Here is a 21793-nt window from a genome sequence, read left to right as displayed (position 1 = left end):
CCTGCCGAAGCGGCGCTCAAGAATAAGATTCGGTTTTAAGCACTGGAAAATTAGTTATGTCCCAGCCTCTTTCTGATCAAGCGAAGCTAGCTTCTTCGTATTGCAGCAAGGTTTTTGTCATGACAGGTGCTTGATCCTTTTTCTCTTTGCGCATGGCACGATGCTCTGCCACATGGGATTCACGGGAAATCCAAGCCACGAAATCCGCCTTCTTATCCCATTTCGTCACAATGGCATAGGCAACTGTATCACTTTTTTTCGTATCTTTGTTCCAGCACTCGGCAGAATGCAAGCCGGCTACATCAGTCAGCTCCTCCATCGTATGCTTCACTTTATTTATGATTTTATCTTTAGCGTCGATTGCACCTTCAAAAATAACTTGATTGACAAACATAGGATTGCCTCCTCATCAAACTTGTTCCTCTTTAACGCTACCAGAATTTCGAGGGACAGTCAATGAGAATGATTATCAATGTAGAGGGCTTAAAGGAGATCAGACTTCAAGACGACAAAAAGCTGCCGAGGATCGCTCGACAGCTTTCATTTGATCAATATACTTTGTCCCCGTTGAAGATGCTGTTTTTAACGACAACATAATCAACATTGCGGATTGCATCCAATTTTGTACCGCCAGCATAGGAAATGGAGGACTGAAGATCCTGTTCCATTTCAGTCAATGTATCCTGCAGGGATCCCTTATGCTCGACGAACATTTTCTTACCTTCGACATTGCGTTTTTCGCCTTTTTGGAACTCTGATGCAGAACCGAAATACTCTTTGTACAGTTTGCCATCTTTTTCGACTGTTTCACCAGGAGATTCTTCATGGCCGGCAAACAAGGAGCCGATCATGACCATCGATGCGCCAAAGCGGATCGATTTGGCGATGTCGCCATGTGTGCGGATACCGCCGTCAGCGATGATCGGTTTGCTTGCTGCTTTGGCACACCAGCGCAATGCTGCCAGCTGCCAGCCGCCGGTCCCGAAGCCGGTTTTGATTTTCGTGATACATACCTTACCAGGTCCGATTCCTACTTTCGTGGCATCGGCGCCGGCATTCTCAAGCTCCCGTACAGCTTCCGGTGTCCCGACATTCCCAGCAATGACAAAGCTGTCTGGCAGGTGTTTCTTGATATGCTGGATCATACGGATCACAGAATTGGAATGACCATGTGCAATATCGATCGTGATGAATTCAGGCACCAATGATTTGCTTGCCAGAGACTCGATGAAATCATATTCTTCTTCTTTCACGCCGACACTGATGGATGCAATCAGATTCTGTTCCTGCATGGTCCGGATGAACGCTTCCCGTGTTTCGGGTTCAAAGCGATGCATGACATAAAAATAATTATTTTTTGCCAAGTAAACGGCAATTTTTTCATCAATGATCGTCTGCATATTCGCCGGTACGACCGGCAGACGGAATGTATGGTTTCCAAGTGTGACAGTCGTGTCGCATTCTGAACGGCTGTTCACTACGCATTTTGCGGGAATTAGTTGAATATCTTCGTAATCAAATACATTTTCCATGATTATACCCCTCTAAAGACGAATTATTTTTAATGTTATCTTTCATTTCGTTCGCCCTTTGGTACTATACAATAATTCTGAAAACAAAGCAAAGGTTTTTAACCAAAAAAATAAAAAATGAAGCAGATGGGGTAGAATAATAGGAGAGGTGACGATAAATTGAAACTTCGTATGAAAATGACATATCGGACATCAAAGGGTGCGGAAGCAGAATTCATATCGGATTATATGCCGCCCGGAATCGTGCTCTTGCTTATGGAAGATATGCAGCAAAACGGCAGGATACCTGAAATGGAAGTAATGGATCAATATGAGACAGAATGGACAATGAAAGAATTGAGGAAGTACATGAAGGAATTAGAGACAGAGCCGCATCATGTCCGGATTCATGCAGATGGAGGATTTGATAAAGGAACTGGCAGAGCAGGGCTGGGGTGTGTTATCAACTACGAACAAAATCAGGATGAATTCCGGATCCGCCGCAATCAAGTGATGGAGCAGCTGAATTCCAACAATGAAGCAGAATATGCAGCATTGCATTTTGCCATGCGTATATTGGATGAAATGGGAGTGGAAAATCAGGAAATCGAGGTATATATGGATTCCCTCACTGTCGTCAATCAGATGGCCGGGGAGTGGCCCATTTATGAAAAAGATTTGAAATATTGGGCGGATAAGATAGATGATATCGTGAAAGATTTCGGGAATGCTGTGCGATATGTCCATGTAGACAGAAAGAAAAACAAAGAAGCCGATCAGCTCGCAAGCCAGGCTTTGCAGGATATTGAAATCGACAGCACTAAACAAAAATGACCGCCCAAGGCAAAGGCCGGGGCGGTCATTTTCATTTGGAAGTCTGTTGATTGATAGCTTCAATCAAACTGGTCTTGGTTGTACCAGTTGCTGCTTCCACTAGTGTCTGGAAACGTTCTGTCAGCAATTCTTTGTTTTTATACTCCTGCGGATGGTTCTGATTGTAGTAGAAACGGAAGACAGCTTCCTCAGGGAAATGCTGTTTACCGGTCTTGATCATGAATCCGACAGGGAGCTTATCATAAGCATATGCTGCTTTAGTTTCGGCTGGCTTATCAGCTGCTACTGTTTGATTTTCAGTTGCCAGCTGCTGCATTGCCTGCTTGATGAATTTCTTGCGTGCACGTTTCTTCTTGGAACGCATATTCATCTCAGCAAGAATTTTATCCAGACTTTCGGTTTTCGTAAGTTCTGTCACGACTAAAAACTCCTCTATTATTGTCTGCAACCTCTATCATATGATATTTTCGGAGATTTTAGAAGGCTAGCGTTAGAATTGCTAACTTTCTGACAAGTCATCAATAATAGTATGTGTCCGAATAGGTTGGATCTGTATCCGGAATCAAGGCGACACCGATGATCATGGCAATCATGAAGATGATGAAATAAAGGACGATGATTGCGGCCATGACAATGAATGTGGCAATGGCATAATTTCTCCTCGGATTTGTCCGGTCAACTGCCCAAATGATCAGCATGATGATATTGACAATCGGAATCCCTGTCAGTACCAATGTCCATACCCATTGCATGATTCTCATTTGGCTGTTGGTTTGATTTTCTCTTTGCTGAGGTTCCATGTATAATCGCTCCTGACTTAGAAAAATAATGACAGAAATAACTATAATGGATAGTTTCTGTTAATTCAACCAGTGTCAGGAACGCATAAAACATTGATATAGAGCCGTTTTAGGGACTTTTATCCTGATTTGCCGCTCGTTCGAGCATCTGCTTCATTTCCAGCATTTCCAGGCGCATCAGAGGATCAAACTGCCCTTCCGCCAGGGTTTTATCAATATATTTGATTGCATTGTCCAATTGGTGATCCATTTTATCCGCCCTCCTCTCCTGTAGGATTTCTCTACTACTCGGGTTTGTGACCACTTCCAGTATGATGGCGCATAATTGCATCCTTTATACTAGGTAAAATGCAGCTTGTTTACCGGGAATATTATGTTTCTATGGCTTGTCCGCGAACTCCTCTTTGTTTATGCTTGGTTTATCAGAATCATGGAGGTGATCGGATGTTATATGATGTCATCATTCTGGGTGCAGGAACCATGGGGCTGAGTGCAGGTTATCAGCTGGCCAAAAAAGGACAGAAGGTGCTGATGGTGGATAGCTATCATCCCCCCCATGTCCACGGCAGCCACCATGGCGAAACCAGGATCATTCGTTATGCATATGGAGAAGGGGAAGCATATGTACCATTTGCGCTCCGTTCCAAAGAATTGTGGAAGGATTTGGAGGGGAAAATTGGGCGAACAATCCTGGTGGAGACAGGAGTACTGAACTGCGGGCCTGAGTCGAGCCCTTTCATCCAAAATGTCCTGAAGAGCGGAGATAAGTATGCCTTGCAAGTGGAAAAGCATACTTCTGCACAGCTGCAAAAGCGCTGGCCGGGATTGACCATCCCAAATGATTACATAGGAGCCTATGAGAAGGATGGAGGTTATCTGCGGACCGATACGATCCTGAATGGCTATGCTGAGCTTGCTGTATCTTACGGGGCAGTATTAGCGGGCGGGCAGCGAGTACGGGAAGTAAAAATCAATAAAGGCACTGTCGCACTGACAACGGCTGATACTACATACAAGGCAAAGAAGCTGATCGTGACCGCAGGAGCGTGGGGAGGAGAAGTGCTATCGCAGCTTGGACTGCAGCTGCCGATTACAGTCATCCGAAAAACGTTTGCTTGGCTGCATGCAGATGCTATTTTCCAGGAAAGCAAGTTTCCTTGTTTCAGCTTCGATACAGAAATGGGGACGTATTACGGATTTCCGGATATCGATGGAACTGGACTCAAAATCGGCCGGCATGATACCGGCATGCCGATACACCCGGATAAAAAGGGATCACCTTTCCAAGATGCAGATACAGAAGAGCTGCTAGCCTTCCTATCCCGTTTCATGGCCAGGGGCACATTCCGTCTGCGAGAAGGGAAAACATGCATGTACAGCATGACACCTGATGAAGATTTCATCATCGATCATCATCCGGAACATCAAGAAGTCATGTTCGCCCTCGGTTTTTCAGGTCATGGATTCAAGTTCGCGAGTGCCGCAGGCGAAGCACTGAGTGAGATGGCAATGGAGAAAGAGCTGACAGTGGATATGGAGCCTTTCCGCCTGGATAGGTTCTGATAGGATCCCTAGTAGGTACTGATGAGAAAGCTGGGCAGTGAAAGCAGTCATCTTTGGATATGCAGAAGAAATCACATAGCAGAATGTATATATGCAGCCGTTTTGTTAAAGAATGGACATAAATCAAGGCGGGCTGCTGATTTGACATGTTATAATAAAGAAATATAACGTTTTATGATGAAGGAATAGATTATTTGTAAGGAGATGCTGTATCATGCCAGCAGGCGTGCGTTTGATTCTGATCATGGCGGTTGCCTTGCTTACTGTCGGGCTCTTGATCTTTGGGGCTGTAAAGAGTAAGCAGATGCGAGTGCCTTTCACCATCTTGGCAATACTTTTGGCATTCATTTATATCGTGTCATTCGTCGTATTATTTATTTTATGAAAAGCATGCACAAAATTGTGCATGCTTTTTTGTTTTTCTACAGAAAAGCGTACTATTTTTTGATATAGATACCTTAATTGAAATATTTTTGTAATGTTTTGTCACACTTTCGTATAGTATACTGTTTCCGGAGATTACTTTATTTTCTATTTCATTACAGATTAATCATACCAGGGCTATGGATAAACAATCATAATGGATTCACAGGGGGAACAGAAGTGAGAAAAAAATGGCTGCATATCGGTTTGGCTGCAGTGATCGGATCTGCTGCACTAGCCTTGCCGGTATCAGGAAATGTTGCATATGCCTATGAGGATTTGGATGAACAGCGAGATGAAGTCGAACGGAAAAAATCGGAGAACGAAAAGGAACGATCTAAAAAAGCAGAGCAGCAGGATGATTTACAGGCGGCTGCAGAAAAGCTTCGGTCCGATCTGGAGAAAATCGATGGGGAAATCAGTGAAACGAACACGAAATTGGCCGATACGGAATCAGAGATATCCGGATTGGAGAAGGATATCGAAACGCTGAAAACGGAGATTGCCGACTTGGAGGTCCGTATCGAAGAACGGCATGCTTTGCTGAAGGAGCGGATGCATTCCTTGCAGAAAAACGGCGGCCAAATCAGTTATTTGGATGTCATCATGGAATCCAAGAGTTTTTCGGATTTCCTGAATAGAGTAGATGCTGTCAGTACCATCATGGGAGCGGACCAGGAATTGATGGAGGCGCAGCAGAAGGATTTGAACGATATAGAATCCAAGAAATCAGAACGCCAATCGAAGCTTGAACGAGTGGAGGAGCAGGCAGTTATTCTGGAGGAGACCAAGCAGTCCTTGACGGCCCAACAGAAAGAGAAGGACAAGCTTATTGCGGATGTCATGAAGGAATATGATGTGACTTCCGAGGAGCTTCTCAGTCTGAGCGAGGAGGCTGACTTGCTTGCAGCCCAGGAAGAAGCAATCGCTGCTGAAGCTGCTTATCGCGACAAACAAAAGGCGGAGGAAGAAGCGCGCCGGGAAGCTGAACGCCAGCGTGCCGAGCAAGCGAAGCAGGAAGAAGCTGCCAGGATGGCGGCGGAGGAGGAAGCAGCGAAAGCCGCACAGGAAAAAGCAGCAGCTTCTGCCAGTGAAGAGGCAGCGAAAGAAGAGCCGAAGCAGGAAACCGCCGAGAAGCAGGCAGCTGACACGCAGCAAGTGTCCAAGCCAGCTTCGGCTCCGGCGGAATCGCAGGCGGATGTCACTCCACAGCAGGAGAAGCAGCCATCTCAGGCTCCTGCGGGCAATGGTACTTTCATCACCCCGGCGCCGGGCAGCATCACGTCTGGTTTTGGTCCGAGATGGGGTACATTCCATTATGGAATCGATATTGCGAAACGAGGATCCAATGTGCCGATTTGGGCTGCAGCTTCCGGAACGGTGTCACGGGCCTATTATTCTTCCAGTTATGGTAATGTAATCTTTGTAACACATTCCATTGACGGAAAAACATATACAACCGTATATGCGCATTTGACAGCTATGCATGTAAGTTCGGGTCAGCGTGTATCCCAAGGTCAGCAGATCGGAACGATGGGTAACACAGGTATGTCTCAGGGACAGCATCTTCATTTTGAATTGCATACTGGTCCTTGGAATGGAAGCAAATCGAACGCAGTGAATCCAATTCCATATTTGAATTAAAAGCAGCGAGAAATCCAACACCCCGAGGGTGTTGGATTTTTTTGTTAAGTGGTGTAAAGTTATAGGAATATATGGAAAAGGGGGTTCCTCGATGCAGCAAGCGGCATTGAAAGGGCTGACACGTATCCTTGCAAATGTGGAAGAGGTGAAAGCTGTATTTGTGAAAGGATCATTCGGGCGGGGCGAAGAGGACCCGTACTCAGATATCGATTTATATTGTCTGGTGGACGAAAAGGATGTACATCGATTTCTCCCGAAGAGATTGCATCTGCTGTCACAGTATAAGGAGGTTCTGTATAGCGAGGAGTTATTCATCATCGCGCCGCAGCTGATCATCGTGTACGATAACCTGCTGCATGTGGACCTGTTCACGGTCACCGAAGAATCGTTTAAGCAAAGCGATTATTTTCGGGTTCTTTACGATCCGGATAGCTTGCTGGAACCTTACAGACCAGAACAAAAACTTACCATGACAGATCGGGAATACGGCGATCAAGTAATAGACCTGACATGGTTTTTATTCCAGTATCGCAAGGCGGCGCTTCGCGGCAATGGTGTATGGGCAGCTGCAATGCTGCATCAGGTAACGGAACCGCTGGCAAGAATGCTGCTGCATCATCATTACCCGGATCGAGCACAGCTTGGATTGAAGAGGGCGGAACAACTTCTGCCGCCACTGGTATTTCGCGTGTTTTCCGACATTTTGGAAAATATGACGCCAGCAGATCATTCCAAGGCAGCAGCAGCTATCCTCCTGCTGCTTGAAAGAGAACGTTATTTCTTGGAGGAGCATGTAAAGGGAAAAGAGAGGGAGATGATTTACAGGCTGTTTCAAAAGCTGCTGACAGAGGGACTTAACACGTAAAAGAAGCCATATCCATCAAGGATATGGCTTCTGATCTATACAAGCTTGGACTGACCATCGGATTTCACTTTTCGTCTGTGCATTAAGCTTCTTCATCAGATATGTCGCTTCCTTTTCGTTGCGGAACAGCATATCTGAAGTAGAATTGGAATGTTTTAGGTAGGTTTTGGTTCCGTTTGCTTCTCGGACAATTTTATAGAGCATCGAACACACTCCTGACCTATTAAAATTGTATTTCTGATTCTATTTTCGCATAAGTTATGGCGGATGTATACAGAATATATCGAATATACTATTAAGTTTTTGTGGAATTTTAGTATAATCTGCATTTTTAACAAAGATGTATTGGTTGTATTGGGTATAAAGTCATCTTCATTCCTGGACATTTCTTCATTTGAAGGAATGTTTTTTTGCTATTCTACAATTATATGAAAATTGTAAATTATTTACATAAAGAATTATTAATTTGTGAAAGAATAGGAATCTGGCAGCTATTGCATTTTATTCTGTAATAATCTAACTTTTTACAACAATTAAACATATCTTCACATTTCTTTAAACACCAGCTTCACAAATAGCTTGTAAAGTTAACAATATACGAACAAATGAAAGGAGTAATGCTGTGAGGGTTCATCAATTTTCGTCAATGACAGCATGGTTTGAGCATCAGGAATTGGCAGTGCATATCGCAGTGGGGAACTGCATAGCTGCTGTCGCTCAAAGCAAAGGGGGTATCACATGAAGATCATGGTTACCAATGAAGATGGTATTTTCTCTCCGGGTGTCGAGGCAATGATCGAGACATTGCAGCATTTCGGAGAAGTCTATGTTGTATGCCCGGATCAGGAATTCGGTACAGTCAATCACAGCATCACGGCCCGACAGCCTGTCCGAGTCAAGGAAATGTTCCATTTTCCGGGAGTGGCAGGCGCTTGGAGCTTGAATGGGAGCCCGGCTGATTGCGTCAAGCTTGGGATGGAGGTGCTGCTGCCGGAGAAACCGGATTTCCTTTTCTCGGGAATAAACGCTGGTCCGAATCTGGGGCGGGATATTTATCACTCCGGTACAATGGCTGCTGCAGTGGAAGCATCCCTATATAATATTCCGGCTGCTTCCGTCAGCCTCAATAGCGGCTCTTTGAAACATGTGAACTATTCCAAAGTCAAGACGCTATTTTATCAGGTTGCTGAGGTGATGCTTCAGCATCGGGCGAAATCGGTCGGCTTTTTGAATGTCAATCTGCCGAATATCGACAAGCGCCAATTCAAAGGAATTCAAGTGATTCCGATGGACATGAGTGTTTCGAGGTATCGTTTCGTCGGTCTGCATGATCCGCATGGGGAAGTATATTATTGGCTGAAGGATCAGCTGCAAGAGCTAGCGACCTTCCATCCGACAAGCGATTATCTTTTATTGAAAGAAGGATACATAACTGTTTCACCGATTGAATTGCGAACGCATTATAAGCGGAAACAGGAGCAAGTGGAACGCTGGTTCAAGTCCATGGAGACGAATACATCGGAATAAAGGAGAGATTGGGATGAAAAGAAAATGGATGGCTGGTTTTATGGGAACTGTATTGCTTGCACTGACAGCATGCGGCCAAGAGGACGCTGGAAGCTCTGCAGGGGCTTCGGATGGAGAAATCGCCGGCACACTCAGTTTCTACACATCCCAGCCTGATGCGGATGCACAGAAATTGGTGGAGGGCTTTGAAAAACGCTATCCGGAAGTGGAAGTGGAAACGTATCGTTCCGGTACGGAAGAAGTGATTTCCAAGCTGAATGCCGAGAAGATGGCAGGGGATGTACAGGCGGATGTCCTGCTCGTGGCAGATAGTGTGACCTTTGAAGATTTGAAGGAGCAAGATATGCTGCAGGCATATGAGTCGGGGGAATTGGCTGGAGTACCGGATGAATTCGAGGATAAAGATCACTATTATACAGGTACGAAAATCATGGCGACGGGTATTGTCGCCAATACAGAGTCCGGTGATGTCCCCACTGGCTGGGGTGCGTTGACAGAAGCTGATGCAAAAGGGGAAATCGTCATGCCCAGTCCGCTTTATTCCGGTGCTGCGGCTTACAATCTGGGTGTTTTGACAAGACAGGATGACTTCGGCTGGGGATTCTACGAGCAATTGAAGGAACAAGGAACAGCAGTTGTAAAAGGGAATGGGGATGTGTTGAAATCGGTTGCTTCCGGTGAGAAACGATATGGCGTCATCGTCGACTATCTCGTTGCCAGGGCCAAAGCCGACGGATCTCCAGTCGAGCTTGTTTACCCGGAAGAAGGTGTTCCTGTCATCACCGAACCGATCGGGATTACCAAGGATACGGATAATGCTGCAGCGGCCAAGGCATTTGTTGATTATGTCTTATCCGAGGAAGGCCAGGAACTGGCGGCAGAATTGGGATATACCCCGATCAGGGAAGGAATCGATGCCCCTGAGGGATTGAAGACTTACGACGAGATGACAGTATTGCAGGCGGATACGGAAGCATTGTATACGTCCCGCAATAAAGACAAGCAGCAGTTCGAGGATCTTTTCGGCAAATAAGCAAAAGGAGGGCCACCCATGCAACTGACGATGAAATCAAGGCTGCTGGAAGGAGGCGGTCATACCGCTTTCCGCGGGTTCCCTGCTCTGATCGGGATGCTGATTCTCTTCTTCTTTTTCCTGCTGCCGATCATACGGCTCGCCTTGATGAGTTTCACCTCGGCAGAAAGTCTTTCGGTCAGTGCTTATTCTGAAGTGCTCCAGGAGTCCGTTACATGGAAAACGCTTTGGAATACAATTTATATCGTCGCTGGCAGCACTGCTATATCGATGTTTCTTGGGATCGCGATGGCTGCAGTGATGGCATATACGGATGTGCAGGGCAAGTCGCTGATGCAGCTGTTCATCTATTTGCCCTTCATCATCCCATCTTATATCACGACGCTGGCTTGGGTGCAGTTTTTCGGCAGTTCAGGCCCGCTTGGGGGTCTGCCGGATTGGCTGATACCTGATTTATACAGTCCCGGGGGCATTATATTCGTACTTGGGATTTCGCATTATCCGCTTGTTTATTTGATGACAGTGCAAGTGTTTCGCAGAATCCCCCGTGAGGCAGAGCTTGCAGCTTTTGTTTCGGGAGCTTCACGCTTGACCTGCTGGAGGAAAGTGATCCTGCCGATGGCTCTGCCGGGGATATGCAGCGGGGGATTGCTTGCGTGCCTTTCCAATCTGGATAACTTCGGGGTGCCTGCCATCCTCGGTATCCCGGCTAATATACGTGTACTCAGTACTTATATTTATGAGCAGGTCATCGGATATGGACCGAGTGCCTTCAGTCGGGCTGCAGTACTTTCCGTGCTGCTTGGTATCGTTGCGATAGCCGCCACTTTGATCCAAGTGTGGTTCCTGCGGAGGAGCAAAGTCACGGAAACGACTGTGCCAGACTATGAGCCCCGCACCCAGCTTAAGCCATTCGGGCGGAAACTGATGCAAACGGTGCTGTGGATCTTTCTTTTGGGCACCAGCCTGGTGCCTTTTTTGGCAATGGCTGCGGTCAGTCTGGTTCAGGCATACGGTGTTGATTTGACCTGGCAGAATCTTTCCCTGGGAAATTACCGCTATATCCTTTTCGAAGATGAAAAAGTGCTCCGCTCCTTAAGCAACAGCTTGCTTCTTGGATTCATAACGGCTGTCATCTGCTTGCTTTTCGGAACATTGTTCGCTTATTACCGTTCTCATAAGCAGGGCAGATTGCCGAAAGTGATGGAAGCAATCATTACGATGCCTTATGCGCTTCCTGGTACCGTATTGGCGCTATGCATCATTTTGATGTGGATGCAGCCCTTGCCAGGATGGTATCCAGGTGTATATGGAACACCTGCCATCCTATTGATTGCCTATATCACTCGCTTCTTTGTCCTGCAATTCCGCGGCAGCTATACAGCCTTCAGCCAGCTGGATGCACGGATGGAGGAAGCAGCCAGGACAAACGGCGCGGACTTTTTTGCGAGATGGAGGCAAATTGTCCTGCCTTTGATCCTGCCGGGTGTCCTTAGCGGTGCCTTACTCGTTTTCCTTACATCACTGACGGAGCTCACCGTTTCCAGCATGCTTTGGTCCAGCGGTGCCGAAACAGTGGGTGTGATCATCTTCAGTTTCGAGCAAGCAGGTTACAGTACTTATTCGACGGCATTTTCATCATTGATCGTGTTGGCGATCCTGATTGGCGGCATCGCTTATCTCGTTATGCAGCGTAAATGGAAGCAAAGGGGGAGATCAATGTGATCAAATTGCAGGGATTAGAAAAGCACTATGGCAAAACCGCTGCTTTAAGCCAGATCGATTTGACGATCCAAGATGGAGAATTCCTTGCAATACTTGGTCCTTCTGGCTGCGGCAAGACGACTTTGCTTCGATTGCTTGCCGGCTTTATGCAGCCCACGGCAGGAACGATTCGATTCGACGAAACAGAAGTAGCCAACTCCAAGTACTATAGCAAGCCTGAAAACAGAAATATAGGCATGGTCTTCCAATCCTTTGCGCTTTGGCCGCATATGACAGTCGAAGAGCATATCCGATTCGCATTGAAAAATCATCGATTTTCCAAGAAACGCACAGCCAAGGAGCAAGCTGACAGGGTGACGGAGGTTTTGCGGCTTGTCGGGATGGAGTCATTCAGGAAGAGATACCCGGCAGCTTTGTCGGGAGGCCAGCAGCAGCGCGTTGCCCTGGCACGGGCGATTGCGCCGGAACCAGACATTCTGCTCATGGATGAACCGCTCAGTGCCTTGGATGCAGAATTACGTATCAGCATGCGCAAGGAAATCAAGCAGATACATAAAAAGCTTGGTGCCACCATCATTTATGTCACCCACGATCAAGGAGAAGCGCTGGCGATGGCTGATCGGGTGCTTGTCATGCAGCGTGGACGGATCGAGCAGGCAGCTGCGCCGGAAGAGATATATCAGCATCCGGAAACACCGTTTGTGGCTACATTTGTCGGCAAGGCAAATTTAGTGGAGGGAACATGGGAAGGCAATCACTTCATTCCTCAAGGCAGTACCTATCGCTGGCAGGATAATGGTGTTTCGGAACAATTGAAACAGCAGCAGCTTTACCCAGTCAGACCTGAAGAATGGCAGCTGCTGCCGGCTGAGGCAGAAGGATTGAAGGGGGAAATAATGATCAGTCAGTTCCAAGGAACCGAAAGACATTACGTGATCCGTGTAAACGGCAGGGAATATCAAGCATCGCTTCCTATATCCGTTCCGGAATGGAATGAGGGAGATACGCTGACTTTACAGGTCAAAGGAATGGTGCCGGCAGATTCCCGCGAAAAAATACTCCTGCGTTGACAAAAATGGACTCCCGGATCGAGGGAGTCCATTTTCTTTGAAGGAAAATAAAAATGGAGACAGAAATAATGAGATAGAGGTGATGCCGTTGAAACGGGATATGTCCATTATCAGGAGTCTCCTGCTTGATATCGAGGCGGAATACACAGAAGGAGGTTTTGCACTGGAAGTGACGGAGGAGGATGAGTATTCCGAGGAAGAAATGAATTATCATCTGCAGCTGATGAAGGAAGCGAAGCTCATCAAGCTGGAAACTGTATTCGATGAGGAAGAAGAGGAAGAAGAACTGCTCATCTACGGATTAACCTGGGAGGGGCATGAGCTGCTGGACAGCATCAGGGAAGAGGCAATTTGGCAGCAGCTGCTCGTTAAGCTGAAGCGGGAAAGAGGCAGTATGCCATTTTCCGTATTGCGGAAGCAGGCGGCGAAAGCAGCAGAGTCATACTATGCATCTGAATAGAAATGAGGAAATCATACCCTTATGCTCTTATAATCAAATTTATCTTTAAAAAGCATGTATTTTCCCCCTGGATCATATGATAGGACCAGAAAAAGGGATTGCCTCTCACGCAGAAGATATCGACAAGCATACAACCTGAGGGAAAGGTGTGGTGAAGACTTCCGACACATCCGTACTCGTTATCATGTGCACCAATAACAGATGATCTTCACCGCAAAAAAGGTGATTCTTGATATGAATTTTCCGGGAAAAAAGAAGTTTTATTTTCGAACAACCTGGCAAAACAAAAGTATCAAAATAATGGGAGGGTTGGGCATGCTCTGCATCTTTTCCGCAGCAAAAGATAAATTCCGGGAGGATTATCAGAAACAGCGGCAGACAGGACAAAAGCAAGATGCCAAGAGAACTGCAGCGGTTAAGAAATAAGGAGTGGACTGCGCACTCATAAAAACAGGCGTATAAGTACAGACTATAGGTAAAAAGCAAAAGAGGTGCAGATTGTGCGCAGTCGGTCTACATTCATCAAAGGATTCATGCTCGGGATTGTCATTGCCCTGGCAGTATGGCTGGTCGTGACTTATATAGCTTCCAAATTCATTTGATATGACAAAACACAGCTCTTCTAGAGCTGTGTTTTGTTTTGTTTGCGGGCGGCATTATTTTCAAATTCAGTTTCCGGATGACCATAATCACCATTCATCACTTGCTCATCCTGATCCAGCCCGATAGCTTCAGCTGCTTTATCACGCTGATCTGAATTATTTTGTTTTTGCTTCATATATCCACCTCCTGCCGATAGTGTGGCACTCCTGCCGGTAATTATGTAAGGACAGACAGGCTGTCCCTCTATTTTAACGCTGTTGGGGGGAATAATAATAATTGTACGGATAAGGTGCCGGATATGGATAAGGAACAGGATATGGCACCGGATAAGGTGTGTTGTATCCATATTTATAACCATATCCAGGACCACTGATCAAAGCACTGCCAAGAAGTCCGCCAGCCAGCCCGCCAATGAACGGGATAAAAGCAAATCCGAATCTCTGGTCCTCTTGGTTCGTTCGATAGTCTGCTGTATAAGTCGATTGTCCATATGGATGCAAATAATAAGTGTAGCTCATCAACATTCCTCCTATTCCTTCACAGTATGCATGAAAGTCCAAGTGAGGATGGGCAAGTATCCGGCACAGGAGGAAAGTTTTCCAGGAAAGAAAGTCATTTACAGGACTAATTCGCAAAAAGGTTCATACACTAGTGATGATATGTCCATGTTTGTAAGACTGGATGACTGGGTATTAAGTTGATCATGTACTTATATGACGCAGAAAAGGACTGGATTATGCAGAAACTTCTTACGCTTTCATTATTGATTTTCTTCTTTGTCAGCAACCTTTGTCTCGTTCTATACTTACCATTCCATAATCTGAACCAGGATGACAATCCTGCCAAGGTCTTTGCAGATGCAAGGACACAGCCCGTGCTGCCTGAAAAGGACACTCATTCCGTGAAAGGCCCTCATTCCAGCGTTTTATCTGATAGAGATGATCAGCATTCTGCACACTTGTCCGAAGCGGTCATCGAACAGAAACAATATACTGCCGAAGAAATAGAGCTGCTCCAAAAATTGGTCCAAGCTGAAACAAGCGGAGAGGACTATATAGGTAAAGTAGCAGTGGCCACCGTCGTACTCAATCGTATGGAGAGTGATGAATTTCCTGACAGCATTCATGATGTGATCATGCAGGAAGGACAGTTTCAGCCTGTAAGCTCTGGTGTTATCTGGGAGAGCCATCCGACTGATGAAACGGTACAAGCAGTGGCTGATGCACTTGTGCGAAGGGATGATATGCAGGATATTGTCTGGTTCATGAATCCCAAAACCGCCACGACAAACTGGATAGCCGAAACACAGGTGCAAGTGAAACAAATCGGCAACCATGTTTTCTATCGTTAAGATGGACAGGCTCATCCAAAGCTACACAATCCTTTTGATTATTTGCCGATATCTCCGACGAAAAGCATGTTTTACATCTTTCCTGTCCGGAAAAAGATTAGGGAAGGATACAGGAAGGAGTTGTCAGCATTGGGTAAGCTGGATAATCAAATTGCAGTTGTGACAGGCGGAGCCACTGGTATTGGCAGAGCCACTGCTTCCCTATTCGCTGAAGAAGGGGCTACTGTACTGGCTGCAGATATCAAGGAAGAAGCATTGAAGGATCTGATAGAATCGATTCAAGCTGCCGGAGGGAATGCAGAAGCATTTGAAATAGATGTTTCCGATGAAAATAGCGTGCAGCGATTCGCTGATCAAGTGAAGGAAAAATACGGAAGGGTGGATGTGCTTTTCAATAATGCCGGCATCGATCAAGAAGGCGGTAAGGTACATGAGTACCCGATTGAGTTATTCGACAGCATCCAGAAGACAGATTTGCGGGGAACCTTCCTGATGAGCAAGTTCCTCCTCCCGCTGATGCTGGAAAACAAAAAAGGCGCAATCGTCAACAATGCCTCGATGAGCGGAAGCTTCGCTGATCTGGACAGGTCAGGCTATAATGCAGCCAAAGGCGGCATCATCAACTTCACGAAAGCCACCGCGATAGATTACGGCAGGCAAGGCATCCGGGCGAATTCCGTTTCTCCCGGTACAATCGAGACGCCATTGATCGATGAACTGACAGGGACGCAGGAAGAGGAGCAGGGGAAAGCATTCCGTGAATCAAATAAATGGCTTGCTCCGATGGGAAGATTAGGTGCTCCAGAAGAAATAGCCAAAGCTGTCTTATTCCTTGCGTCGGACGACAGCTCCTATATCACAGGGCAAGACTTGATCGTCGATGGCGGGCTGACAGCTTATACATGGCCAGGTAAAATGGTGATGGATGACAGCTGGAAGGAAACGACGCAATAAGAGCGGGGGATCCCTGCTCTTTTTTGTGCAGGTCGTTTGACAGGAAGATTGGCAAGGTATATGATTGATGTGTCAATTATTGACGCGTCAAATATTTTACAAAGGAGATAAGCCGATGACTGCTTGTTCTATCCGTCTACAAATTTTCCTGCAGCTGCAGGCAGTGAACAAGGAGCTCTGTTCGAAGTTCGAGGCTTGCTTAGGAGCCAGCACCTCACGTGTGGAGATCCTTCATTATCTGTTGCAGCATGAGGAGGTCACCCAGTCAGCACTGCAAAGGGAAGTGAATATCGATGCTGCAGCTGTCACAAGACATCTAAAGCAGCTTGAAGCGGCCGGGACGATCATCCGCTATAAAAAAGCAGATGATCAGCGTGCTACATGGGTGAAGCTGGAGGATGAAGCAAAGCGGCACATCGAGCAATCCTATCAGGAAAAGAGCAAGTTCGTGGAAGAAACGCTATCGGGCTTTTCGGAAGAAGAACTGGCTCAATTCCTGCGCATGCTGAGCAAAGTAAGTGAAAATGTCTCACGTGTCACAAAGAATCAGCTGGGAGGAGAAAATGAATGAACCACATATATGATAAAGAGGCCTTCCTGCAAATCGTGCAGGACCGCCGTTCCATCCGTCTTTATGACGAAGAAGTTAAAATCAGCAAGGAAGAAATGACCGAAATACTAACAGCAGCAACAAAAGCTCCTTCTTCCGTTAATCTGCAGCCGTGGCGCTTTGTGGTCATTGAGACTCCGGAAGCAAAAGCGAAGCTTGCTCCGCTTGCCAGATTCAATCAGCAGCAGGTCAAAACCTCCGCTGCAGTAATCGCTGTTTTTGCGGATATGAATAATCTTGACTACCTGGAAGAAATCTATGGAAAAGCGGTGGAACATGGTATGATGCCGCAGGAGGTCAAAGATCAGCAAGTAATCTCGATCCGTAATCTGCTTTCCGGTATCACGGAACAGCAAAATCGGGAAACAATCCTTATCGATGGCGGTTTGGTGTCCATGCAGATCATGCTGACTGCGAAAGCATATGGTTACGATACAAATCCGATTGGCGGGTTTGAGAAGGACCAAATCGCCGAAGCATTCGATTTGGATAAAAATCGATATGTTCCTGTCATGCTGATTTCCATCGGAAAAGCGGCAGATGCAGGCTACAAATCCTACCGAATGCCGGTAGAACAAATCACAGAATGGAAATAAGGAGAGAGAAACAATGATCATCATCCACGCTAGAATGTCAGTGAAACCAGAGAAAAAAGAAGAATTCCTTCAGGAAATCGAAGCAGTCATGGAAGGAAGCCGTGCCGAAGCTGGCAATAACAGCTATGATCTGTTCCAAGATCCAAAAGATGCAAACAGCTTTATCATGGTGGAAAATTGGAAGGACATGGAGGCTGTGCAAGCACATAATGCCAGCAGCCACTTCCAAAAATTCAGCAAAGCTGCCCAGGAAATGCTCAGCGCACCATTGGCAGCAGATGTTTATCAAGGCGAGAAATTGAATTAAAGAAAGAGGCTGGGATAAAAGTGTTTTAGCCAAACAAAAAACCGAACTATATTGCAAATCTTCATACGAAAATTTGCATAAGTTCGGTTTTTTGATTAGTTATCTATCCTAGCGGAGTGTTTTACCGAAGCGGCGCTCAAGAATAAGATTCGGTTTTAAGTACTGGGGAATTAGTTATGTCCCAGCCTCTTTCTTTTTTTTAGAGCTTTGCCCCCCTCATAATCAATGCGTTCATCGAATGGATGGCTAAAGGATTGTAATTGCAGGCACCTTTTTATATAAGAAGCTGTCTATTTCTTCAACTTAAACTCTGATATTCTCCTGGCAAAGCTTATCTAAAAGTTCTTTTACGGAAGTTTCCTTATTTAGGGACCGAATGCCCTGGCCGGCCCATAATGACATTTGCTCCGGGTCATCCTCCAGAGCAGCTTGCTGTCGCATGGGCTTCGTGATTGTATTTTGATAAGGATAAGGGAGGACTCTTTGTTCATCAAGTTTCTTATCTTCCATCCAGTTATTCACAATGCCCCGGGCTTCTTTTCCCGAAAAAAGTTTGGTCAATCTTGTAGCGGTTTCCTTTTCTGCGAGTATTTTTTGTTTGTATGCAGGATGCGCATTGCTTTCGTGACAAGTCAAGAAAGCCGTCCCTACTTGTACACTCTTGGCACCCAATGTCAATGCTGCATTCACACCTCTATGGTCCGTGATTCCGCCAGCAGCAATGACTGGGATATTGATTGCATCTGCAGCCTGCGGAATCAAAGCCATTAAACCTATACCAGGATCGCCTTTCGTTTTTAAGAAGGCTCCCCGGTGCCCGCCGGCTTCACTACCTTGAAGCACAACAGCATCCATGCCGCATTCTTCCATCAAGATTGCTTCTTTGACCGATGAAGCTGTCCCGATCAAGCGGCAGCCAGCTTTTTTCAGCTCCTTGACAGCATCTTCAGGAGGAAGATCAAAAGTAAATGAACAATATTTGACCCCATTTTCCAGTATCAATTCAACTTTTGCATAAAAGTCATCCCATTCTTCCTGGATCCTTGTAAAAGGACTTGCTTTCTCACCTAGTGGAACATTCTGTTTCCATCGCAGTACATCTTCATCATGAGGAATTCCATTGTCGGATGGCACGAATAAATTAACCTGAAAAGAGCCCTCCGTCAGTTCAAACATTTCCTTGATTTGCTCTTCCAAGGTCCCGGGTGTAAGATATCCTGAAGCCAGGCTTCCTAATGCACCATAATTGGAAACAGCTGCTGCGAGACGCGGTTTGACAATGCCGCCAGCCATTGGCGCCTGAATGATAGGCTTTGTCAACGAGAACGCTTCCATGAAATCATTCATGCATAATCCCCTCCCATATAAGTTAAGAATTAAACTTCCCGAATTTCATTTTCAATTGAAACCGACAGCTTGACAATTCTTGTTTTGCCAAAAGAAATAGATGGGCTGGCATGTACTTGTTTTCATTATAACGCTTTTTCCTAGTTCGAGTGAAAGCTGTTCGGAACAATGTATATAGCAGTACGGAGTTGAAAGCCTCACCTAGATGGGCTTCTTGAACAGAGGCTGCATTTACAGCGGCCTCTCCATGTTAAATGTCGTTTGCAGCAGCTCGTAATATTCTTCTTCATCTATCTGTCGCTTCGAAGGGACGCCGTTTTGCCATTCTGTAAAGGAAGAAGGTGTCAGAACGTAAAGGCCTTCGTTGATCCGTTTTGTGAGCAGCTTGCCTTTGTTGAAAGGGGAATCGGGATGCGTCTCGATAATTTGCTGCATATGCTGCAGTTCTGCCAAATCGGTGATGGTATCTGCTGGTGAAAACCGATAACCTATGCGCCAATCCTCATCGCGATCCGCTAATTTCAGTTCCAGTATATAATTTTCCATTGCACGCTCAATACGGAATTGTCCATTGGCAGTTTCCACGGCATTTCCTGCCAGTGGTACTGGGGATAAAGGTATATTCGCACCAAATCCAGCATCCACTATATATTTTTCGCCATCATGTTCCAGTAGTATCGTTGCATGGGTATTGCCTGTGATGCTCCAATCATTCCTTTTCTGGTCAAATATACAAGCAGACAGCAGCGTGACATCCCATCCGCCTTCTTTTAAATAATGATATAAAAGGGTGTTCAGTTCATAACAGACACCGCCTTCGCTTTGGATAAGTATTTTCTCCTGCAGTCCTTCTTTCGATAGATGACTTTGCCGCTGTTCGATGATCCGTAAGTTCTCAAACGGAATTTCCTGGGCAAATTTTTGTAGCAGGACCGGCAGCGTGCTGAATGAGGGGGCTTCATTCAGCTTGATGCGCCGCTGGAATAAGGTTTTGAATGTTTGCATTGTGATTCCTCCTGACTTAACCATTATAAATACTCCTATAATTAATTGCTTGCATCGTGTTTTTCCATCCTTTATAATGACCTGAGTGTAAATATGGGAAATAGTTTTCTAGGGTTCCGCAGCAGCTAGCTGGTCTGGTCCGAGAGAAAACGCACAGCATCGCTGTGACACGGAGGGACAAAAGCCTGGGAGATTGCTATCTCCCGGGCTTTTTTGATTGGAGGAATCAAGATGACAAAACAATGGCTCAGTGTCGTGCTGGCTGGTCTGATCGAAGTATTATGGGTCATCGGCTTAAAGCACGCAAATAATGCAATCGAATGGGCAGGGACGATCATTTGTATCCTGCTGAGCTTTTATTTGATGCTGCGGGCAAGCAAGCATATGCCTGTCGGTACGGTATATGCGGTATTCGTCGGCATCGGATCGACCGGAACGGTGATTGTGGATATGCTGTTCTTCGGTGAGCCGTTCAAGCTGGTCAAGGTATTATTGATTGCAGTTCTGCTGGCCGGTGTGATCGGGCTTAAGCTTGTGACCGGGAATAATCAGGAGGAGGGTGCCTGATGGCTTGGATTGTGCTGATTGTAGCTGGTTTGTTCGAAGTGCTGGGAGTCACGATGATCAATAAACTCAATGAGAAACCGAGTTTTGCGAATATAGCTTTGTTCATCCTCGGCTTTGCCGGGAGCTTTGGCTGTTTGTCCTACAGTATGTCCTACCTTCCGATGGGGACGGCTTATGCTATCTGGACCGGCATAGGAACTGCCGGAGGAGCAATCGTCGGAATGCTTTTCTTTCAGGAATCAAAGGATTGGAAGAGACTTGTTTGTATTGCGATGATACTTGCTTCGGCAGTAGGGTTGAAATTAATAGCTTAAGAGGAAAGGGGTGTGCGGATACACCTCTTTTTTGTATTTGAAATTGAATTTGCCAGCATATAATTTGATGAAAAAAATGTAAAATATCATTATTTGTCTTATTTCTCCATAAAACATCAAAATTCCAGTTTATAAGACTTTTATAATGGTTCGAAATCATTTCTTATTGCTGTATGGGGTTATAATCCTGGGCGGAATCAGGACTTAACGCTCAATTTCTGGTAATCATTTCATCCTCCGTTGACTTTGAATAGTGCTTTCTTTAGGATTTATTTGAGAAGGTACTGGGTATACATTTACTGGCAGTGCTACAACCTTCTGTAAAAAACTTAATTAGGAGCTGAGCAAATGGGACAAATTCGTATGACCCCGGAGCAGTTACAAGCCCATGCAAAAAAATATGGTAATAGTTCTTCACAGATCGATCACATTCTTTCTGAACTATCTGCATTGCAAGTGCAACTTCGTTCAGAGTGGGAAGGTAGAGCATTCGATCGCTTTGATGATCAATTCGTACAGCTGCAGCCAAAAGTCAAGGAGTTCTCACAGCTTATGCTTGATATCCAGCAGCAGCTTGAGAAAACAGCTCAGGCAGTACAAGAGCAAGACGAAGCATTATCACAAAACTTCGGATTCAGATAAGCATCCATCCGGCTGCTGTTTGACCGTCGCATTACACGACAG

General features: G+C 45.8%; 28 protein-coding genes and 1 riboswitch. Of the genes, 18 read left to right on the top strand and 10 right to left on the bottom strand.

Features of this window, described 5'->3' with window-relative positions; translation table 11 throughout:
* Positions 1–76: 76 nt before the first annotated feature.
* Both MHI54_RS02250 and guaC read right to left on the bottom strand, forming a co-directional pair.
* Positions 77–394 (bottom strand): antibiotic biosynthesis monooxygenase, encoded by a 318-nt coding sequence (locus tag MHI54_RS02250; protein ID WP_095214477.1) that lies wholly within the window; start codon positions 392–394, stop codon positions 77–79.
* A gap of 154 nt (positions 395–548) precedes the next feature.
* Positions 549–1532 carry a GMP reductase gene (guaC, locus tag MHI54_RS02245; protein ID WP_095214478.1) on the bottom strand — a complete coding sequence of 328 codons (984 nt, stop codon included), beginning with the start codon at positions 1530–1532 and terminating at the stop codon, positions 549–551.
* 159 nt (positions 1533–1691) lie between these two features.
* Here guaC and MHI54_RS02240 point away from each other — a divergent pair, with 159 nt between their 5' ends.
* Positions 1692–2345, top strand: coding sequence for a reverse transcriptase-like protein (locus tag MHI54_RS02240; RefSeq protein ID WP_340082212.1), 654 nt, complete (start codon positions 1692–1694; stop codon positions 2343–2345).
* A gap of 31 nt (positions 2346–2376) precedes the next feature.
* On the opposite strand, the gene MHI54_RS02235 is transcribed toward MHI54_RS02240, so the two are convergent.
* The 3 genes from MHI54_RS02235 to MHI54_RS02225 all read right to left on the bottom strand — a co-directional run bounded on the left by MHI54_RS02235 (position 2377) and on the right by MHI54_RS02225 (position 3395).
* Positions 2377–2763 (bottom strand): hypothetical protein, encoded by a 387-nt coding sequence (locus MHI54_RS02235; RefSeq protein WP_095214480.1) that lies wholly within the window; start codon positions 2761–2763, stop codon positions 2377–2379.
* Between the two features lie 100 nt (positions 2764–2863).
* Entirely contained in the window at positions 2864–3145 is a 282-nt protein-coding gene (locus MHI54_RS02230) for a hypothetical protein (protein ID WP_095214481.1), read from the bottom strand.
* Positions 3146–3254: 109 nt separating this feature from the next.
* A complete protein-coding gene (locus MHI54_RS02225) occupies positions 3255–3395 on the bottom strand; it encodes a hypothetical protein (RefSeq protein ID WP_158221450.1) in 141 nt (46 codons plus the stop codon).
* Between the two features lie 194 nt (positions 3396–3589).
* Here MHI54_RS02225 and solA point away from each other — a divergent pair, with 194 nt between their 5' ends.
* From solA to MHI54_RS02205, 4 genes are all read left to right on the top strand, one after another.
* Positions 3590–4708, top strand: coding sequence for an N-methyl-L-tryptophan oxidase (solA, locus tag MHI54_RS02220; protein WP_095214482.1), 1119 nt, complete (start codon positions 3590–3592; stop codon positions 4706–4708).
* A gap of 214 nt (positions 4709–4922) precedes the next feature.
* Complete coding sequence (locus MHI54_RS02215) at positions 4923–5093, top strand: hypothetical protein (RefSeq protein ID WP_158221451.1); 171 nt, start codon at positions 4923–4925, stop codon at positions 5091–5093.
* A gap of 218 nt (positions 5094–5311) precedes the next feature.
* Positions 5312–6775: a peptidoglycan DD-metalloendopeptidase family protein gene (locus tag MHI54_RS02210; RefSeq protein WP_340082211.1), complete on the top strand. Its 1464-nt coding sequence runs from the start codon at positions 5312–5314 to the stop codon at positions 6773–6775.
* 91 nt (positions 6776–6866) lie between these two features.
* Positions 6867–7640 (top strand): nucleotidyltransferase domain-containing protein, encoded by a 774-nt coding sequence (locus MHI54_RS02205; protein ID WP_340082210.1) that lies wholly within the window; start codon positions 6867–6869, stop codon positions 7638–7640.
* 15 nt (positions 7641–7655) lie between these two features.
* On the opposite strand, the gene MHI54_RS02200 is transcribed toward MHI54_RS02205, so the two are convergent.
* Positions 7656–7844 carry a hypothetical protein gene (locus MHI54_RS02200; protein ID WP_095214484.1) on the bottom strand — a complete coding sequence of 63 codons (189 nt, stop codon included), beginning with the start codon at positions 7842–7844 and terminating at the stop codon, positions 7656–7658.
* Positions 7845–8378: 534 nt separating this feature from the next.
* Between MHI54_RS02200 and surE the strand changes: the two genes are divergently transcribed.
* The 5 genes from surE to MHI54_RS02175 are packed head-to-tail and all read left to right on the top strand — an operon-like array spanning position 8379 to position 13455.
* Positions 8379–9167, top strand: coding sequence for a 5'/3'-nucleotidase SurE (gene surE, locus MHI54_RS02195; protein ID WP_095214485.1), 789 nt, complete (start codon positions 8379–8381; stop codon positions 9165–9167).
* Positions 9168–9180: 13 nt separating this feature from the next.
* The gene (locus MHI54_RS02190) at positions 9181–10200 is read left to right on the top strand and encodes an ABC transporter substrate-binding protein (protein WP_340082209.1); all 1020 of its coding nucleotides are present in this window, start codon (positions 9181–9183) and stop codon (positions 10198–10200) included.
* An 18-nt stretch (positions 10201–10218) separates the two neighbouring features.
* Positions 10219–11925 carry an iron ABC transporter permease gene (locus tag MHI54_RS02185; RefSeq protein ID WP_340082208.1) on the top strand — a complete coding sequence of 569 codons (1707 nt, stop codon included), beginning with the start codon at positions 10219–10221 and terminating at the stop codon, positions 11923–11925.
* On the top strand, positions 11922–12995 hold the full coding sequence (locus MHI54_RS02180) for an ABC transporter ATP-binding protein (protein ID WP_198946014.1): 1074 nt from the start codon (positions 11922–11924) through the stop codon (positions 12993–12995). Before MHI54_RS02185 ends, MHI54_RS02180 begins: the two co-directional genes overlap by 4 nt.
* 37 nt (positions 12996–13032) lie before the next feature.
* Positions 13033–13455 carry a DUF2513 domain-containing protein gene (locus MHI54_RS02175; protein WP_095214489.1) on the top strand — a complete coding sequence of 141 codons (423 nt, stop codon included), beginning with the start codon at positions 13033–13035 and terminating at the stop codon, positions 13453–13455.
* 622 nt (positions 13456–14077) lie between these two features.
* Here MHI54_RS02175 and MHI54_RS02170 read toward each other — a convergent pair.
* Together MHI54_RS02170 and MHI54_RS02165 are read right to left on the bottom strand one after the other, a co-directional pair.
* Positions 14078–14233 carry a DUF4021 domain-containing protein gene (locus MHI54_RS02170; protein WP_143594450.1) on the bottom strand — a complete coding sequence of 52 codons (156 nt, stop codon included), beginning with the start codon at positions 14231–14233 and terminating at the stop codon, positions 14078–14080.
* Positions 14234–14306: 73 nt separating this feature from the next.
* Positions 14307–14576: a hypothetical protein gene (locus MHI54_RS02165; protein ID WP_095214491.1), complete on the bottom strand. Its 270-nt coding sequence runs from the start codon at positions 14574–14576 to the stop codon at positions 14307–14309.
* 218 nt (positions 14577–14794) lie between these two features.
* Between MHI54_RS02165 and MHI54_RS02160 the strand changes: the two genes are divergently transcribed.
* From MHI54_RS02160 to MHI54_RS02140, 5 genes are all read left to right on the top strand, one after another.
* The gene (locus MHI54_RS02160) at positions 14795–15409 is read left to right on the top strand and encodes a cell wall hydrolase (RefSeq protein ID WP_158221452.1); all 615 of its coding nucleotides are present in this window, start codon (positions 14795–14797) and stop codon (positions 15407–15409) included.
* Between the two features lie 129 nt (positions 15410–15538).
* Positions 15539–16363 (top strand): SDR family oxidoreductase, encoded by an 825-nt coding sequence (locus MHI54_RS02155; protein ID WP_340082207.1) that lies wholly within the window; start codon positions 15539–15541, stop codon positions 16361–16363.
* Positions 16364–16478: 115 nt separating this feature from the next.
* Positions 16479–16934, top strand: coding sequence for a MarR family transcriptional regulator (locus MHI54_RS02150; protein ID WP_095214494.1), 456 nt, complete (start codon positions 16479–16481; stop codon positions 16932–16934).
* Positions 16931–17569 (top strand): nitroreductase family protein, encoded by a 639-nt coding sequence (locus MHI54_RS02145; RefSeq protein ID WP_095214495.1) that lies wholly within the window; start codon positions 16931–16933, stop codon positions 17567–17569. Before MHI54_RS02150 ends, MHI54_RS02145 begins: the two co-directional genes overlap by 4 nt.
* Before the next feature lie 13 nt (positions 17570–17582).
* On the top strand, positions 17583–17876 hold the full coding sequence (locus MHI54_RS02140) for a putative quinol monooxygenase (protein ID WP_095214496.1): 294 nt from the start codon (positions 17583–17585) through the stop codon (positions 17874–17876).
* 303 nt (positions 17877–18179) lie between these two features.
* Here MHI54_RS02140 and MHI54_RS02135 read toward each other — a convergent pair whose 3' ends face one another.
* Both MHI54_RS02135 and MHI54_RS02130 read right to left on the bottom strand, forming a co-directional pair.
* Complete coding sequence (locus tag MHI54_RS02135) at positions 18180–19223, bottom strand: nitronate monooxygenase (RefSeq protein ID WP_095214497.1); 1044 nt, start codon at positions 19221–19223, stop codon at positions 18180–18182.
* Between the two features lie 231 nt (positions 19224–19454).
* Positions 19455–20228 (bottom strand): arylamine N-acetyltransferase, encoded by a 774-nt coding sequence (locus tag MHI54_RS02130; protein WP_340082206.1) that lies wholly within the window; start codon positions 20226–20228, stop codon positions 19455–19457.
* Positions 20229–20325: 97 nt separating this feature from the next.
* A riboswitch (guanidine-I (ykkC/yxkD leader) is annotated at positions 20326–20422 on the top strand.
* A 37-nt stretch (positions 20423–20459) separates the two neighbouring features.
* Here MHI54_RS02130 and MHI54_RS02125 point away from each other — a divergent pair.
* From MHI54_RS02125 to MHI54_RS02115, 3 genes are all read left to right on the top strand, one after another.
* Positions 20460–20795, top strand: a complete 336-nt coding sequence (locus tag MHI54_RS02125) for a multidrug efflux SMR transporter (protein WP_095214499.1) — start codon at positions 20460–20462, stop codon at positions 20793–20795.
* Positions 20795–21109, top strand: a complete 315-nt coding sequence (locus tag MHI54_RS02120; RefSeq protein ID WP_095214500.1) for a multidrug efflux SMR transporter — start codon at positions 20795–20797, stop codon at positions 21107–21109. The genes MHI54_RS02125 and MHI54_RS02120 overlap by 1 nt, the downstream gene beginning before the upstream one ends.
* Before the next feature lie 348 nt (positions 21110–21457).
* Entirely contained in the window at positions 21458–21751 is a 294-nt protein-coding gene (locus MHI54_RS02115; RefSeq protein WP_095214501.1) for a WXG100 family type VII secretion target, read from the top strand.
* Positions 21752–21793: the final 42 nt, after the last annotated feature.

This window comes from Terribacillus sp. FSL K6-0262 (assembly GCF_037977385.1).
Classification (GTDB): Bacteria; Bacillota; Bacilli; order Bacillales; family Amphibacillaceae; genus Terribacillus.
This window is presented reverse-complemented; position numbering and strand designations above follow the sequence as displayed.